Below are 15,974 nucleotides of genomic sequence, written 5' to 3'. Positions count from 1 at the left end.
GAAAGCCAGATCATAGGCCGCCCCGAATTTCGAAAAAATCAGAGAGAATCTGATTTTTGGTTCGGTTTTTCCGAAATTACGATCCGATGCTCAATTTCCGACATCTGTACTATTTTTGGGTCGTCGTGAAGGAAGGCGGCTTCGCGCGCGCGGCCGCGCGGCTCGACATGGCCGTGCAGACCATCAGCGCGCAGGTGCGCGACCTCGAAAAAGCGCTCGGGCACCAGTTATTGCGCCCGGCCGGGCGCGGCGTCACGATGACCGACGCCGGCCAGGCCGCGTTTGCGCGCGCGGAGGCGATCTTCGAGATGGGGCGGCTGATCCCCGACGAAGTGCGCGCGGCGGCCAGCCAGCCGACCGTGCGGCTCGCGGTCGGCCTCGCGGACGGCATCTCCAAGCTCGCCGCGCACGCGATCCTTGCACCCGTGCTGGATACCCCCACGCTGCGGCTGCTGTGCCACGAAGGCGAGCACGATGCGCTGCTCGCGGAGCTGGCGCTGCATCATCTCGATCTGGTGCTGGCCGGCCAGGGCGCGCCGTCCGGCTCGAACCTGCGCGTGACGAGCGAGCGGCTCGTCGCGTCGCCGGTCGACTGGTATGGCCCCGCGGCGCTCGTCACGCCGGCCGCGCGGCAGCACTTTCCGCAGTGCCTCGCCGACCTGCCCGTGCTGTTGCCGACCGCGCATTCGGCGCTGCGCGCGCGCCTCGACCAGTGGCTGGAGAGTGAACGGATCGTGCCGCGCGTGGCGGGGGAATTCGAGGACAGCGCGCTGATGGCCGTGTTCGCGGCGCGCGGCCTTGGCGTGTTCCCGCTGAGCGAACTCGGCGCGAACGATGCGTCGCTGCTGCGCGGATTGCGCCGGCTAGGACGCGCGGGCGACGTGACCGAGGAGATCCACGCGATCCGCTCCCGGCGCGGCGAACACCATCCGCTGACGTCGCGATTGCTGGCCGCCGCACGCGGCGCACCGGCCGCCTGAAGCGAGCGCGACATCAAAGGAAACTATAATGACGCCCCGGCCTTACGAGATTGCCGCGCGCTTCATCCAGGCACCGCCGTTGCGCGACCTCTCGCCAAGCCTTCTGAAAGACGCCATGCACAACCGATTTCGCCTGTTTTCCGTTTCGTGCGCGCTCGCGGCCGCGACCGTGCTGGCGGCGTGCTCGTCGCCGCCCAAGCCGATCTACCAGCAGGAACAGTTCGACGCGACCAGCAGCCCGTACGCGCATACGTTCCACTCGAAATCCGACGCGGCCTGCGAGGCCGCGCGGCGCGCGCTGCTGAGCCAGGGCTATGTGGTGTCGTCGTCGCGCAACGATGCGGTCGACGGCAGCAAGAATTTCCAGCCGAACAACGACATGCACGTCGTGATCGAGTTTCACGTCGTGTGTGCGGACGCGAACGCGGACGGCTCGTCGAGCATCGCGTACGTGAACGCGGTGCAGGATCGCTACACGCTGAAGAAGTCGAATACGTCGGCCAGCGTGGGCTTGAGCGTGTTCGGCTCGCTATCGTTGCCGATCGGGTCGAGCGACGATGCGCTCGTCAAGACCGCCAGCGAGACGATTCCCGCCGGCGTGTTCTATGAGCGCTTCTTCAATCTCGTCGAGCATTTCCTGAAGATCGACCCGGCCCGCCGCGATCGCGCGACCGTCAAGGCCGCCGAGAAGGAACCCGTCACGCCGCTGCCCGAACCCGCGCCGACGCCGCAAGGCGAGCCGATGAAGATGACGACCCCGGTCGTGCCGACGCCGCCCGCGGCGCCGGTGCCGCTTTCGTTGCCGGCGGTCGCGCCCGAGTCGGGGGCGAATGCCGTGCCGGCCGCCGCGTCGGCCGTGGTTGCGCCGGCGGCGATGCGGGCTGCCGCGCCGGTGGCGGCGTCGGGTGCGACGCCTGCATCGGCCGCGTCGTCGACGCACGCACCGGCGGCCGGATCGGCATCCACGCCGGCTTCGGCTCCCGCGTCCGGCCCGGCATCGTCACCTGCAGCAGCATCGACGCCCGCCGTTTCGGCACCGGCCGCTGCAACACCGGCACCGGTCGCGCCGGCGCCTGCATCCACCGCCTCGGCCCCCGTATCGGCATCGGCGCCCTCGAGCCCATCGCCCGCGCCTGCCGCCGCCAACCCCGTCGCCTCGTCCGCACCGTCCGGCGCGAGCGCACCGGCCGCACACTGACCGGCCATCCGTATCGTCGCGCCCGACCACATCCGGCAACGCGCGACGATACGCTCCCTCATTCGTCACAGGAATTTCTGCGCCGCCGGCGGCCTGCTCGTCGTGTCGCTGACGTAGCTTCGATGCTGCGCGACGGGCACACGCGGCCGATGCCGACGTTCGCCGGGATCGACGGCCGCCTGGCCGTCATCCGACAGGCCGGCTAGTGCCGGCCGCCCCGCCTTCTGCAACGTCGCACGCAGCGTCTGCGTCGGCTCGACGGTCGCCGTCGCGTCATCGCTGGCGATCGCAAAGATATCCGTCATCGACCACCATCCGGCCGTCCCACGACAAACCGGCCAACGCCGGCCGCACCACCTACCGCAACGTCGCGCGCAGCGTCTGCATCTGCTCGACGGTCGCCGTCACGCCGCCGCAGACGATCGCAAAGATATCCGTCGTCGACCACCATCCAGCCGTCCCACGACAAACCGGCTAGTGCCGGCCGCCCCACCTACCGCAACGTCGCGCGCAGCGTCTGCATCTGCTCGACGGTCGCCGTCACGCCGCCGCAGACGATCACGGCGATATCCTTCGCCGAGGCGAGCACGGGCACCGGCCGCTCGAGCGCGGCCAGCGCGGCACCGCACGCGGGCTCGACGACGATCCGGTGCGCGTCGAGGAATCGCAGTGACGCGCCCACCGCCTCGGCATCGGACACGACGACCGGGTGAATCTCGTGTCGCGCGGCCCATTCGACCGCCGCCTCGCACGGCCGCTTCGCCCCGAGCGACGTCGCGATGCTCGTGATCGCCGGCAATTCGACCACCTGCCCCTGCGCGAGCGAGCGAGCATAGCAGTCGGCGCCTTCCGTTTCGACCGCGACCACCGGCACGTCGTGCCAGCCGTTGCGCGCCAGCCCTTCGAGCACGCCGCACAGCAGGCCGCCCCCGCCCACCGCGAGCACGACCGCGTCGGGCTTCGGGCCGGCCGCTGCCATCTCGTCGATCATCGTCGCGTGGCCCTGCCACAGCACGCGATCGTCGAACGGATGGACGAACGCATCATGCTCGCCGAGCACCGACTGCGCGAACGCATTCGCCTCGACCCAGCTCGCACCGTGCACGACGAGCTCTGCGCCCTCGACACGGATCAGCTCGCGTGCGCGGGCCGACGCGCTCTCCGGTACGACGACGAGCACCGGCACGCCGAGTTCGCGGCCGCAATACGCGACCGCGATGCCCGCGTTGCCGCCCGACGACGACACGAACCGCCGCGCGCCGGCCGCATGTCGCGCTTCGCAGACGGCGCCGATACCACGCAGCTTGAACGAGCCCGACGGCTGCAGCGCCTCGAGCTTCAGCCGGATGGTCCTGCCGAGCCGGCGGGATGCGATTGGCGAGCGGATATAAGGGGTCGGGATATGCAGCGGCATGGGGCGGGACCAATGGGAACGGAGAGAATGCTCGCGACGCGCAATGGCGAGCGGGGAATGACGGTCATCGTACGGCACGCCCCTCATGCTTTCCAATACCATCGAATGGCGTTTGCTATGCTCCACAGGTATATCGATGAATCTGAATGGATGCCGCATGCGCCAGATCGAATTGCGTCACCTGCGCTACTTCGTGGCCGTCGCGCAAGCCGGCAGTGTGATGGCCGGCGCCCGCGCGGCCGGTATCGTCCAGCCCGCACTGTCGCGACAGATCCGCGAACTCGAGGACGCGATCGGCACGCCGCTGCTGGTGCGCCGCGCAACGGGCGTCACGCTCACGGCGGCCGGCGCCAGCTTCCTGCGGGACGCGACCGGCCTGCTCGCGACACTGCAGGACAGCCGCGAGCGCGCCCTGCGCAGCGCGGCCGGCCAGCTGGGCGAGCTGCGGCTCGGAGCGCTGCCGAACTGCCTGCCGCTGCCCGTCGTCGGCACCGTCCTCAAGGCGTTTCGCGACGCATGCCCGGACGTGAAGCTGTCGATCGCGCCGATGCTGTCGGCCGAACAGGCGAATGCGCTGATGCGCGGCCAGCTCGACGGCGGGATCATGGCGTGGCGTCAGGACGAGGCGCCGCACCTGTCGGGCGTGCGGCTGCTGAGCGACCGCTTCGTGCTCGCGATGCCCGCGCCGCCGGGCGGACGCTTCACCGCGCCGCGCACGCTGGCCGACGTCGCGAACGAGCCGTTCGTCTGGTTCGACGCGCAGCGCTCCGCCGCGCACCACCGGTTCCTGATGGCGCAGTGTCAGCAGGCCGGCTTCATGCCGCGCATCGCGCAGGTCGGCAGCGACATTCCGACGTTGATCGGCCTCGTCGCGGCCGGGATGGGCTGTGCATTCGTGCCGGAAAGCGCGTCGCCGACCTGCCCGCACACGGTCCGACTCGTCGCGCTCGACGAACTCGCGAGCCGCTTCGATATCGAGTTCGTGTTCGACGGTGCGGCCGTGCCACCGTCGCCCGTCGTCGCGCGGTTTCTCGAGGCCGTGCGCGATGCGACCGGTGAAGCCCGCCAAGCGGGCTGAGTGGGCAGCAGATTCGGCAATCTCGCCCGGCACTTGAGCGACGTGACTTGCGGTGCCGAATGACGGGCGGAATCCCCTTCCGCCCAATCGTCGCTTCGGCTGCCGAAACACGCTAAATAGCCGCATCTTTTTTGCAAAAATTCTTTCAAAACGACGACGCCGGACGCCGTAGCGCCGGTGTTTTTAAATTGACACCAAAAACGGCCGTTTAACGCCGCTTCGAATTGTCATGATCCGAAATATACTGCGCGCGCATCCAACCCTCGTGCCAAAGAGAGGATGCCTTTCCGCCCCGGTCACGGTCCCCCTGTGATCGGGGCTTTTTTTGCCCGCGGGCCTTGTCTGAAAAGGGTTTCAGCGATGATGCGAGATTCGCCCGGCGTGGCGCCAGCCGCCTGACCGGCCCGTCCGATCCGCACGGCCACCCATCGCCGGACAGTCGGTGGACGGCTTCCGGCTCATCTGGCGGGAGCGACCGTCAGTCCGCGTCGAAGCGCCGATGGATCGCAATCTCCCGGCCTGAAGCCGCATTCCGAGCTTTACAAAAATCTTTCACAAAAACATCTCTTTCACCCGCTCCACCACCGGGCCTCAGGCGCTCGCTGCATTGTTGACATGAAATCAAGATAATTTCGTTCGGACACGGCTTTTTCCGCAAAAGTCATGCAGGCACACTTCGTCCTGTCCTCAACGGCCCGTGCCGTTCGTTGTTTCTCGACTACAGGAGCCCATCGCGTGAATACCACGACTTCCCCTCCTTCCCGCCCGGGTGGCAGCGCCGCGCTGCCGCTGCTGGCACTCGCCGCCGGTGCGTTCGGCATCGGCACGACCGAGTTCTCGCCGATGGGCCTGCTGCCCGTGATCGCCGACGGCGTGCATGTGTCGATTCCGCAAGCCGGCATGCTGATCAGCGCGTATGCGATCGGCGTGATGGTCGGCGCGCCGCTGATGACGCTGCTGCTCGCCCGCTGGTCGCGCCGCTCGGCGCTGATCGCGCTGATGTCGATCTTCACGATCGGCAACCTGCTGTCGGCGTGCGCGCCGGACTACACGACACTGCTGCTCGCCCGCCTCGTGACGAGCCTCAACCACGGCGCCTTCTTCGGACTCGGCTCGGTGGTCGCGGCCAGCCTCGTGCCGCGCGAAAAGCAGGCCAGCGCGGTCGCGACGATGTTCATGGGCCTCACGATCGCGAACGTCGGCGGCGTGCCGGCCGCAACCTGGCTCGGCCAGATCATCGGCTGGCGCATGTCGTTCGCGGCGACCGCGGGCCTCGGCCTGGTTGCGATCGCCGGGCTGTTCGCCGCGCTGCCGAAGGGCGAAGCCGGCAAGATGCCCGACCTGCGCGCCGAACTCTCGGTGCTGACGCGCCCCGTCGTGCTCGGCGCGCTCGGGACGACCGTGCTCGGCGCCGGCGCGATGTTCACGCTCTACACCTATGTCGCGCCGACGCTCGAACACCTGACCGGCGCGACGCCCGGCTTCGTGACCGCGATGCTGGTGCTGATCGGCGTCGGCTTCTCGATCGGCAACATCGCGGGCGGGCGCCTCGCCGACCGCTCGCTCGACGGCACGCTGATCGGTTTCCTGCTGTTGCTGATCGCGACGATGGCCGCGTTCCCGGTGCTCGCCGGCACGCATGCCGGCGCCGCCGTCACGCTGCTCGTATGGGGTGTCGCGACGTTCGCGGTCGTGCCGCCGCTGCAGATGCGCGTGATGCGGGCGGCCCACGAAGCGCCGGGCCTCGCGTCGGCCGTCAACATCGGCGCGTTCAACCTCGGCAACGCGCTCGGCGCGGCGGCCGGCGGCGCAGCGCTCTCGGCGGGCTTCGGTTATGCGGCCGTGCCGCTCGTCGGCGGGCTGATCGCCGCGGCCGGACTCGCACTGGTCTTCCTGCAGATCGCGCAGCAGCGCCGCGCACCGGCCGCCGCGAATTCGTAATCGCGACACGTCGCGCGCCGGCGATGCATGCCGAACCGCCGATCCGTACCGACACACGCTCACGGCCGCGCAATGCGGCCGTTTTCGTTTTCAACGATCAATTCGAATTCGACAATCCCTCGATGCAAAAATCCGGAATATCGAGCAATTTCACAGCGAGCCGGATTCCATTCATTTTAAAAATACTGAAATAGACCCAATCCATTCGAATGATTCATTCCCCGCCCCTTCCATTTCATCCAACGCATTAATCACCCATTTCCCACGGGCCGGCTCAACTCGCCAAGTCAGCTGAAAATCGTATCGAACCCCGCGTGAATTACTCATCATTGCCGCACCGCGGGATAATTTTTCGCTCGAATCGCCCGGAATAAATCGAAAAATTCAACTCTCCCCGGTTTTATTCAATCAATACCCGGATCAAATGTAACAAAATGAAACAGCATTAATTTAAAGATTGAAAGACTTGCCGATTCGTATCAGCATCTGCGATACCGTGGCATGCGAAGCGCGGCATAAATTCAATGAAAAAACAATCGATGAGGGGTCAGTGTGAAAGTCGCCATTGCTTCCATGACATTGTCGCTCGCGCTGTCAATCGGCCTTTCGATTCCCGCCGCCGACGCTGCCACCTATTCGAACGGCACCGCGACCGCCACCTTCAACGTCACGCTGACGCTGCAGCCGAACTGCACGATCGCCGCGAACCCGCTCGCCTTCGGCACCAGCGGGGTGCTAGCCACCGCGATCAACCAGCAGACGACCGTGAGCGTCACCTGCACCAACACGACACCGTACAACGTCGGTCTCGACGCGGGCACGGTCACGGGGTCGAGCGTCGCGAGCCGGCTGATGGCCGGCACGGCGACCGGCAACACGTCGACGACCGTCGGCTTCCAGCTCTACCAGGATGCCGGTCGCACGACGATCTGGGGCAACACGCAAGGCACGGACACCGTGGCCGGCACCGGCACGGGCGCAGCACAGACAATTACCGTCTACGGCCAGGTGCCCGCGCAGGCGACACCGAAGCCGGACACCTATCAGACGACCGTCACCGCAACCGTCTACTTCTGACCGGCGCTGCTCCCTATGTCCGCACTACGTCGAACGCTCGCCGCGCTACTGTGTGCGGGCGGCGCCGCGCACGCCGCATCGCTGCAGATCTCCCCGGTCACGATCGAATTCGGCACCGACGACACGGCCACCGGCATCACGCTGCGCAATCCGGGCGGGCGCCCCGTGTACGGGCAGGTGCGCGTGTTCCGCTGGGACCAGGCCGACGGCCAGGACACACTGACGCCCACCCAGGATCTGCTGGCCAGCCCGCCGCTCATCGAAGTCGGCACGCAGTCCGAACAACTGATCCGCGTCGTGCGCGCATCGCGCACGCCCGCCGGCGCCGAGCAGACCTACCGGCTGCTGATCGACGAGCTGCCGCAGCCCGGCGAAGCGCCGGCCAACGGCGTGTCGATCCGGCTGCGCTATTCGATTCCGGTGTTCGTCGAGCCGGCAACCAACGGCGCGCCGCAGCTCGACTGGACGCTGCTGCGCGGCAACGGCGGCTGGGTGCTGCGGGTGCGCAACGGCGGCACGCGGCGCGCGCAACTGGCATCGGTCGAACTCGTGACCGGCGACGGCCACACGTATCCGCTCACGCACGGCCTGCTCGGCTATGCGCTCGCGGGGCGCACGGGCCAGTGGAGCGTGCCGCTGCCGGCGGGCGTCGCGCTCGGCGGTACGGTCACGGTGCGCGCGGCCGTCAATTCGCAGCCGGCCAGTGCGGTCGTCAAGGTGGAGCCGCCGGGCTAGACCGCCGGTGCGCCGCCCGGCCTCTCCCCCTTCGCCACGCGCCGGCACGCGTCCAGCCAACGGACGCAGGACGCCGCACCGTTCGCCGCGCGCCGCGCTCGCGGCCGTCGTCGCCGGCGGCCTGCTCGCGCTCGGCTGCGCACGCGCGGATGAACCCGCGGCACTCGTGATGACCGACAGCACGCACGACGTGATCCTCGAAGTCAGCGTCAACGGTGAAAACACGACGCTGCTCACGCACTTCCGCGAACGCGACGGCCGCCTGTCGGCGAGCGGCGCAGACCTGCACACGATCGGCGTCGCGACCGACCGGCTCGGCATCGCCGACGCGACGACGGTCGACCTCGACACGATTCCCGGCCTGCGCTACCGCTACGACGCGGCGCACCAGAGCGTCGACCTGCAGATGCCCGACACGCTGCGCCGGCCGTACGCGGTCGACAGCCGCGCGCTGCGGCCGACGGAGGCGGCCAGCGCGTCGCGCGGCATCGCGATCAACTACGAGGCGTACGCGCAGACGCTCGGCGACCGGCAGTACTCGCTCTACACCGACGTGCGCTACTTCGATCCGGGCGGCGTGTTCGACACCACGGGCGTCGCGACCTTCTATGACGGCCGCCGGCGCTACACGCGCTTCGATACGTCATGGAGCCGCTCGGACCCGGCAAGGCCGAGCACGACACAGATCGGCGACACGATCTCGGGATCGCTCGCGTGGACGCGCTCGGTGCGCCTCGGCGGCTTCCAGTGGCGCAGCAACTTCGCGCTGCGGCCCGATCTCGTGACGTTCCCGATCCCGTCGCTCGCAGGCTCCGCGGCCGTGCCGTCGGCCGTCGACCTGTACATCAACAATGTGCGCCAGTACACCGGCAACGTGCCGAGCGGCCCGTTCATCATCCACGACGTGCCGGGCATCACGGGCGCCGGCCAGGCGACCGTCATCACGCGCGACGTGCTCGGGCGCACCGTCGCGACGTCCGTGCCGCTCTACGTCGATACGCGCATGCTGTCCGCCGGGCTGTCGAGCTATTCGTTCGAAGCCGGCTTCCTGCGCCGCAACTACGGGCTGCAGTCGTTCGACTACGACGCGCGGCCGGCCGTCAGCGGCTCGATGCGGCGCGGCATCACCGATGCGCTGACCGTCGAGGGGCACGCGGAAGCGACCGGCGGCGTGCTCAACACCGGCATCGGCGCGCTGCTGCGGCTCGGCAATGCGGGCGTCGTGAGCGGCGCGGTCGCAGGCAGCGCCGGCCGCTATCCGGGTACGCAGGTGAGCGTCGGCTACCAATTGATCGAACCACGCTTCTCGATCAACGCGCAGACGATCCGCGCGTTCGGCCGCTACGGCGACCTCGCCTCGCGCGACGGCGCGACGGTGCCCGCGGCGACCGACCAGGCGACGCTCGCGCTGCCGTTCATGCACCGCCAGACGCTGTCGCTCAGCTATATCGGCTTCCGGCTGCCGCAAGGCCCGAGCACGCGGATCGGCACGGTGTCGTACACGTTGAGCTTCGGCGATCTCGCGTCGCTGAGCGTGAGCGCGTACCGCGACTTCGCGCAGCAGGGTGCGAACGGCGCGTTCGTGTCGCTGAACATCGGGCTCGGGCGCAACACGTCGATCAATACGACCGTCGGGCGCCAGCGCGGCCAGTCGAACTACACCGTCGACGCGAGCCGTCCTCCCGACTACGGTGGCGGCTGGGGCTGGGGCGTGCAGACGGGCGGCACGGGCGCGGTGCCCTACCGGCAGGCACAAGTACGCTATCTCGGCCATGCAGGCGAAGTCATCGCGGCCGCGCAGAACATCGACCGCCAGACCGGCGCATCGCTCGACGTCAGCGGTGCGCTGGTGTTCATGGACAGCAGCCTGCAACTGTCGCGCCGCATCTACGACGGCTTCGCGCTGGTATCGACCGATGGCGTCGCGGGCATTCCGGTGCTGCACGAAAACCGCGTGATCGGCACGACCGATCGCACGGGGCACCTGCTCGTGCCCGACCTGAACGCGTACCAGAACAACCAGATCGCGATCGACTCGATGAAGCTGCCCGCCGATGCGCGGATCACCCGCACGTCGATGATGGTCGTGCCGCAGGCGCAATCGGGCGTCGTCGCGCAGTTCGGGGTGTCGCGCTATCGCGCGGCGTCGGTGATCCTGCGCGATACCGACGGCCGCCCGCTGCCGGCCGGTGCGCGCGTGCATCACGCCGAAAGCGGCGCGGATACGATCGTCGGCTACGACGGGCTCACGTTCATCGACGGACTGAAGGAGGACAACCACCTCGTGATCGACTACGGCACGCAACGCTGCGTCGCGGACTTCGCGTTCACCGCGCCCGGCAACGGCACACTGCCGACCATCGGGCCCCTCACCTGCCGGGCCGCACCATGAGGCTCGCGCTGCTGGTCCTCGTTGCCTTTGTCGCGTGGTTCGGCTCGCCCCGTCACGCACAGGCCGAAAGCTGCACGGCCACCGCATCGGACGTGAGCTTCGGCTCGGTCAGCCCGATCTCGAACGCGCCGGTCGCCGTAACCGGCACGGTCGGCATCACCTGCACGTGGTCGCCCGTCTCGCTGACGCCGAACGTGGTCGTCTGCCTGAATCTCGGCGGCACGAGCCCGCGCAGCCTCGTCAACGGCAGCAACGCGATGCAGTACGACCTCTATCTCGACGGCGGGCATTCGGTCGCGTGGGGTTCCGTGTATTCCGGCACGACTCCGGCGTCCGTCACGCTCGTCAAACCCGCGGTCGGCACGAGCGCATCCGCGACGGTCACCGTATACGGACAGATCACCGGGAACCAGCCGACCGTGCCGACGACCGGCAACAGCACGACGACCTACTCGCAGGCGTTCGGCGGCAACACGACATCGTTCAACGCCGGGTTCTATCTGGTCGGTGCGCCGACCTGCGCGTCGCTGACGACATCGAACGGGACCTTCCCGTTCAGCGCGACCGCCAACGTCATCAACAATTGCAACATCAGCGCGACCAACGTCAGCTTCGGCACCGCGAGCCAGCTGTCGGGCACACTCACGGCAACGGGTACGATCACCGCGCAGTGCACCAACGGCGACGCATGGAAAATCGCGCTGAGCGGCGGCAACAGCGGCAACGTGACGGCACGCCAGATGCAGCGCAGCAGCGGTGGCGGCACGATCGGCTACGGGCTTTACACGGACGCCGCACGCTCGATCGCGTGGGGCGACGGCACGGGCGGCAGTTCGACGGTCACGGGTGTCGGAACCGGCACGTCGCAGGTCGTGACCGTGTACGGTGCGGTGCCGGCGCAAACGACGCCCGCGCCCGGCAACTACAGCGACATGATCACTGCGACGATCAGTTTCTAGCGTTCAGTGGCATGAGCGGGCGCACGCGCCGTTCAGAACGTGACGGTCCATGCGGGCGATGCGCCCGCGCCGATGCTGCGCGGCGCCGATCGCACATCGGGCAGCGGCGCGTGACTGAGCACGAACGGCGTACCGTGCGCGCAACTGACGCGTGGCATGCCGGCATCGGCGGCGCCCTGCGGCTCGCCGGTGCCGATCGTGCAGGTTTCCGGAATGGTGAGACTGACGCGCAGCGGAATCGAAGGTTCCGTCGCGCTCGCGAGCGACCCGACGCCCGGCACGGCGAGCGCGATGGCGATCGCACCGCGTCTGATTTGGTCTGCTGTCATCGTGCGGCTCTCCTTCATGCATTCATTCAGCATAGGCGCGAATTATCGGCGTGCATGCGGAAAACCTGCAACCGCACGCACGCGATCGCGCCCCGCCGCGCCGGTCAGCGCGCGGCGGCAAACCCGCCGAAAAACGCACGCGCATTCGCGTCGAGGCTGTCGAGGTGATAGCCGCCTTCCTGCACGATCACCGTCGGCAACCCGAGCGCGCCGATCGCGCCGCCGAGCCGCCCGAAGCCGTCGGTCGTGACGGCCACCTGCGATTGCGGATCGTCCTTGTAGATATCGAAGCCGAGCGCGAGCACGAGCGCATCGGGCTGGAACCGCGCGAGCGCGCGCAGCGCGTCGTCGAGCCGCTCGAAGAACGCCGACTCCGGCGCGCCGTGCGGCATCGGCAGGTTGAGGTTGAATCCGTCGCCGGCCCCCGTGCCCGTCTCTTCCTCATAGCCCGCGACGACCGGGTAGAAGTTGGTCGGGTCGCCGTGGATCGACACGTACAGCACGTCGTCGCGGCCGTAGAAGATCTCCTGTACGCCCTGCCCGTGATGCATGTCGGTGTCGAGGATCGCGACCCGGCGATGGCGGCCGAGCAGCGACTGCGCGGCGATCGCCGCATTGTTTAGGTAGCAGAAGCCACCGGCCGCGTCGCGGCGTGCGTGATGGCCGGGCGGCCGGCACAGTGCGTACGCCTCGCGCGCGCCGTCGTTGACGTCGGCCGCGGCCGCCAGCGCGCCCTGCGCGGACCAGTACGCGGCGCGCCACGTGTTCGCACCGACCGGGCAGCTGCCGTCGGCGAGGTAGCGCGCGGCTTTCGCAAGCACGCCGCGCAGCGGGTTCGGGTCGCGCACGAACACGTTCGACATCACTTCGTCGCCCCAGTCGTCGGGCATCTGCTTCCAGTCGCGATGCGCTTCTTCCAGGAAGCGCAGGTAGTTCATGTCGTGCACGGCCGCGATCGGTGCAGTGCCGCGGTCGGCCGGCTCGCGCACGTCGAAGTCGAGCGACCGGACGGCCGCGACGAGCCGCGCCGCGCGCTCGGGTACTTCCTGCGGCTCACGCATCTGGCCGCGCGACAGGTAGCTGCGCGGATGGTGCAGCAACTGCTCGGGATGGAAATAGGTTTTCATCGTTCGCCCTCGTCGGTTTTTCGATTTGTCGGCTTACCGGCTCGCCGCGTCATGCGTCCTGCGCGGCGGCCGCCACGGCAACGCCCGCCGCGACGCCGGCGCGCGCGAGCACCGCATGAAGCAGCACGTTCGTGCCGCGCGTCACGTCATCCGGCAGCGCATCCTCGGCTTCGTTGTGCGACAGGCCGTCGACACACGGGATGAACACCATCGCGGTCGGGACGCAACGCGCGAGCAGGATCGCGTCGTGGCCCGCGCCGCTGACGATCCGCTCGTTCGTGTAGCCGAACTTCGCTGCCGCCTGCGCGACCTGTTCGACGCAGTCGCGATCGAACGGCGTCGCCGGGCTGCGCCAGCACGTTTCAATCGCGACCTGCACGCCGCGCGCGGCGGCGACACGCATGCACGCATCGCGCAAGTCGCGCTCCATCGCATCGACTTGCGCATCGTCGTGATGGCGAAGGTCGACCGTGAACGTCACGTCGCCCGCAATGGTGTTGCGCGATGCATTGCGGATGCCGACCTGACCGATCGTCGCGAGCCCGTGCGGCGCATAACCGGCGACGATCCGTTCGAGTTCGAGCGCCATCTGCGCACTCGCGAAATACGCATCCTTGCGATACGGCATCGGCGTCGTGCCCGCATGCGCGGCCACGCCCGTCACCGTCACGTCGAGCCAGCGGATCGCCTGCCCGCCCGTGACGATGCCAATCGTCGTGCCGTTCGCCTCGAGCACGGGGCCCTGTTCGATATGCGCTTCGAAGTACGCATCGACCGCGCCGCCCACCGCACGCGCGCCGCGATAGCCGCATGCGTCGAGCGCCGCGCCGAGCGTGACGCCGTCGGCGTCCTGCTTCGCGAGCGCTTCGTCGAGCGGCAATGCGCCCGTGAACACGGCCGAGCCGAGCATCGCCGGCGCGAAACGCGCGCCCTCCTCGTTGGTCCAGGACACGATTTCCAGCGGCTTGTCGGTCGCGATGCCGGCGTCGTTCAGCGTGCGCACGAGTTCGAGCGCGGCGAGTACGCCATAGACGCCGTCGAAGCGGCCGCCTTCGGGCTGCGTGTCGAGATGGCTGCCGATCAGCACCGGCGCGGCCTGCGCATCGGTGCCGTCGCGCCGCGCAAACAGGTTGCCGACTGCGTCGACGCTCACCGTCATCCCCGCGTCGCGGCACCACTGCGCGAAAAGGTCGCGCCCGCGACGGTCGTCGTCGGTGAGCGCGAGGCGCCGCACGCCGCCGCGCGGCGTCGCGCCGACACGCGCCATCTCCGCCAGGCTCTGCCACAAACGGGCGCCGTCGATTTCCAGCAGGTCTTTCATGTGCACTCCGGATGAATTCGTTCGTTGAGGGTCACTGCGAGCCGAGCGCTTCGGCGGCGGCCGGCCGTGCCGCGCGGCGTGCGTCGAGCGCGACGATGCACAGCAGCGAGATGCCGGCGAGACACGTGTAGAACACCGCGAGCGGCCACCACTGGCCCGCGAATCGATGCGCGAGCCACGTGCCGACCAGCGGCGTCAGCCCGCCCGCGAGCGCACCGCAGATCTGGTAAGCGAGCGAGATCGCCGAATAGCGCACGTGCGCGGGGAACACGTCGCTCACGAAGCCCGCGATCACCGAATAGAAGCCGGCCATGCAGACCACCGCGAGCGCGATGCCCGCGATCAGCGACGCGGACGTGCCGCCCTGCACGAGCATGAACATCGGATACGGCGACAGCATCGCGAGCAGCGCCGCGAGCTTCAGGAAGCGCGCGCCGCCGATGCGCTCGGCGATCCACGCGGCGATCGGCTGCGCGACGAACTGGATGATCGCGACCGCGAACAGGCTGTCGAGGATCAGCGAGCGCGAGACGCCGACGTACTGCGTCGTGTACGCGATCATGAACGTGTTCGTGAAGTAAACGCCCGCGATGCCGATCGTGTTCGCGCCGATGCAGAGCGCCACGAGCCCCGACGCGGAGCGGAACACTTCCGCGACCGGAAGCTTCACCGTGCGGTTGGTTTCCTTCACGCGCGCGAATTCCGGCGACTCGTTCACGCCGAGCCGGATCAGGATGCCGACCACGAGCAGCACCGAACTCGCGAGAAACGGCAGGCGCCAGCCCCAGGCGAGGAAGTCGGCCTTGTCCATCGACGTGACCGCGCGGAACGCGATCAGCGACAGGATCAGCCCGGCCGGGCTGCCGAGCTGCGCGAACGATGCGAAGAACGTGCGGCGCCCCTGCGGCGCATGCTCGCCCGCCATCAGCACCGCACCGCCCCATTCGCCGCCGACCGCGATCCCCTGCACCACGCGCAGCGCGACGAGCAGCACCGGCGCGAGCATGCCGACCTTCGAATAGTCGGGCAGCAGCCCGACGCAGACGGTCGCGACGCCCATCATCATCAGCGTCGTCATCAGCGCCTTCTTGCGGCCGATACGATCGCCGAGATGGCCGAAGATCACGCCGCCGAGCGGCCGCGCGAAGAAGCCGACCGCGAACGTCGCGAACGACGCCATCGTGCTGACGAAGCGGTCATGGGACGGGAAATAGAGTTCGCCGAATACGAGCGCGGCCGCGGTTGCATAGATGTAGAAGTCGTACCACTCGATCATCGTGCCGATGAACGCGGCCGTCGCGGCGCGTCCCGGCTGGCGGGCGGAAGGAAGGGACTGGGTCATGCGGGCTCCTGACGCGCGCCGCTGCAGAGCGACGCGCAATATCGTGTGAGGGCCGTCTGTCGCGGCCTTGGGCCGCACGCT

Annotated in this window: 14 protein-coding genes; 8 read left to right on the top strand and 6 right to left on the bottom strand. The window is 68.5% G+C overall.

The window, feature by feature from the left end; all coding sequences use genetic code 11:
- The first annotated feature begins 86 nt into the window (after positions 1-86).
- Both CFB50_RS06625 and CFB50_RS06620 read left to right on the top strand, forming a co-directional pair.
- On the top strand, positions 87-980 hold the full coding sequence (locus CFB50_RS06625) for a LysR family transcriptional regulator (RefSeq protein WP_089445312.1): 894 nt from the start codon (positions 87-89) through the stop codon (positions 978-980).
- A 115-nt stretch (positions 981-1,095) separates the two neighbouring features.
- Positions 1,096-2,178, top strand: a complete 1,083-nt coding sequence (locus CFB50_RS06620; protein ID WP_089446046.1) for a DUF2242 domain-containing protein — start codon at positions 1,096-1,098, stop codon at positions 2,176-2,178.
- A gap of 65 nt (positions 2,179-2,243) precedes the next feature.
- Here CFB50_RS06620 and CFB50_RS06615 read toward each other — a convergent pair whose 3' ends face one another.
- Positions 2,244-2,483, bottom strand: coding sequence for a hypothetical protein (locus tag CFB50_RS06615; protein WP_089445311.1), 240 nt, complete (start codon positions 2,481-2,483; stop codon positions 2,244-2,246).
- Between the two features lie 188 nt (positions 2,484-2,671).
- Entirely contained in the window at positions 2,672-3,592 is a 921-nt protein-coding gene (locus tag CFB50_RS06610) for a pyridoxal-phosphate dependent enzyme (protein WP_089445310.1), read from the bottom strand.
- A gap of 157 nt (positions 3,593-3,749) precedes the next feature.
- Between CFB50_RS06610 and CFB50_RS06605 the strand changes: the two genes are divergently transcribed.
- The 6 genes from CFB50_RS06605 to CFB50_RS06580 all read left to right on the top strand — a co-directional run bounded on the left by CFB50_RS06605 (position 3,750) and on the right by CFB50_RS06580 (position 11,774).
- Positions 3,750-4,670: a LysR family transcriptional regulator gene (locus tag CFB50_RS06605; protein ID WP_089445309.1), complete on the top strand. Its 921-nt coding sequence runs from the start codon at positions 3,750-3,752 to the stop codon at positions 4,668-4,670.
- A 735-nt stretch (positions 4,671-5,405) separates the two neighbouring features.
- On the top strand, positions 5,406-6,611 hold the full coding sequence (locus CFB50_RS06600; protein WP_089445308.1) for an MFS transporter: 1,206 nt from the start codon (positions 5,406-5,408) through the stop codon (positions 6,609-6,611).
- Between the two features lie 573 nt (positions 6,612-7,184).
- Positions 7,185-7,688, top strand: a complete 504-nt coding sequence (locus tag CFB50_RS06595; RefSeq protein ID WP_089445307.1) for a Csu type fimbrial protein — start codon at positions 7,185-7,187, stop codon at positions 7,686-7,688.
- A gap of 15 nt (positions 7,689-7,703) precedes the next feature.
- Positions 7,704-8,423 (top strand): fimbrial biogenesis chaperone, encoded by a 720-nt coding sequence (locus CFB50_RS06590; protein WP_089445306.1) that lies wholly within the window; start codon positions 7,704-7,706, stop codon positions 8,421-8,423.
- A gap of 7 nt (positions 8,424-8,430) precedes the next feature.
- Positions 8,431-10,815 (top strand): fimbria/pilus outer membrane usher protein, encoded by a 2,385-nt coding sequence (locus tag CFB50_RS06585; RefSeq protein WP_089445305.1) that lies wholly within the window; start codon positions 8,431-8,433, stop codon positions 10,813-10,815.
- The gene (locus CFB50_RS06580) at positions 10,812-11,774 is read left to right on the top strand and encodes a Csu type fimbrial protein (RefSeq protein WP_089445304.1); all 963 of its coding nucleotides are present in this window, start codon (positions 10,812-10,814) and stop codon (positions 11,772-11,774) included. Before CFB50_RS06585 ends, CFB50_RS06580 begins: the two co-directional genes overlap by 4 nt.
- Before the next feature lie 32 nt (positions 11,775-11,806).
- Here CFB50_RS06580 and CFB50_RS06575 read toward each other — a convergent pair whose 3' ends face one another.
- The 4 genes from CFB50_RS06575 to CFB50_RS06560 all read right to left on the bottom strand — a co-directional run bounded on the left by CFB50_RS06575 (position 11,807) and on the right by CFB50_RS06560 (position 15,893).
- Positions 11,807-12,103: a hypothetical protein gene (locus CFB50_RS06575; RefSeq protein ID WP_144020632.1), complete on the bottom strand. Its 297-nt coding sequence runs from the start codon at positions 12,101-12,103 to the stop codon at positions 11,807-11,809.
- Positions 12,104-12,207: 104 nt separating this feature from the next.
- Positions 12,208-13,230: a histone deacetylase family protein gene (locus CFB50_RS06570; protein WP_089445302.1), complete on the bottom strand. Its 1,023-nt coding sequence runs from the start codon at positions 13,228-13,230 to the stop codon at positions 12,208-12,210.
- Positions 13,231-13,279: 49 nt separating this feature from the next.
- Complete coding sequence (locus tag CFB50_RS06565; protein WP_089445301.1) at positions 13,280-14,551, bottom strand: Zn-dependent hydrolase; 1,272 nt, start codon at positions 14,549-14,551, stop codon at positions 13,280-13,282.
- 31 nt (positions 14,552-14,582) lie between these two features.
- Positions 14,583-15,893, bottom strand: a complete 1,311-nt coding sequence (locus CFB50_RS06560) for an MFS transporter (protein ID WP_089445300.1) — start codon at positions 15,891-15,893, stop codon at positions 14,583-14,585.
- Between the last annotated feature and the right edge of the window lie 81 nt (positions 15,894-15,974).

The organism is Burkholderia sp. AU33423, assembly GCF_002223135.1.
In the GTDB taxonomy this organism is placed as follows: Bacteria; Pseudomonadota; Gammaproteobacteria; order Burkholderiales; family Burkholderiaceae; genus Burkholderia; species Burkholderia lata_D.
The sequence above is the reverse complement of the archived record's forward strand: the minus strand, read 5'-3'. Positions and strand labels throughout refer to the sequence as shown.

Bases quoted from the DNA above. Each gene is read 5' to 3' on its own strand.
- CFB50_RS06570 (WP_089445302.1), bottom strand. From the start codon at position 13,230: ATGAAAACCTATTTCCATCCCGAGCAGTTGCTGCACCATCCGCGCAGC.
- CFB50_RS06565 (WP_089445301.1), bottom strand. From the start codon at position 14,551: ATGAAAGACCTGCTGGAAATCGACGGCGCCCGTTTGTGGCAGAGCCTG.
- CFB50_RS06590 (WP_089445306.1), top strand. From the start codon at position 7,704: ATGTCCGCACTACGTCGAACGCTCGCCGCGCTACTGTGTGCGGGCGGC.
- CFB50_RS06615 (WP_089445311.1), bottom strand. From the start codon at position 2,483: ATGACGGATATCTTTGCGATCGCCAGCGATGACGCGACGGCGACCGTC.
- CFB50_RS06580 (WP_089445304.1), top strand. From the start codon at position 10,812: ATGAGGCTCGCGCTGCTGGTCCTCGTTGCCTTTGTCGCGTGGTTCGGC.
- CFB50_RS06595 (WP_089445307.1), top strand. From the start codon at position 7,185: ATGACATTGTCGCTCGCGCTGTCAATCGGCCTTTCGATTCCCGCCGCC.
- CFB50_RS06560 (WP_089445300.1), bottom strand. From the start codon at position 15,893: ATGACCCAGTCCCTTCCTTCCGCCCGCCAGCCGGGACGCGCCGCGACG.
- CFB50_RS06620 (WP_089446046.1), top strand. From the start codon at position 1,096: ATGCACAACCGATTTCGCCTGTTTTCCGTTTCGTGCGCGCTCGCGGCC.
- CFB50_RS06575 (WP_144020632.1), bottom strand. From the start codon at position 12,103: ATGACAGCAGACCAAATCAGACGCGGTGCGATCGCCATCGCGCTCGCC.
- CFB50_RS06625 (WP_089445312.1), top strand. From the start codon at position 87: ATGCTCAATTTCCGACATCTGTACTATTTTTGGGTCGTCGTGAAGGAA.
- CFB50_RS06605 (WP_089445309.1), top strand. From the start codon at position 3,750: ATGCGCCAGATCGAATTGCGTCACCTGCGCTACTTCGTGGCCGTCGCG.
- CFB50_RS06610 (WP_089445310.1), bottom strand. From the start codon at position 3,592: ATGCCGCTGCATATCCCGACCCCTTATATCCGCTCGCCAATCGCATCC.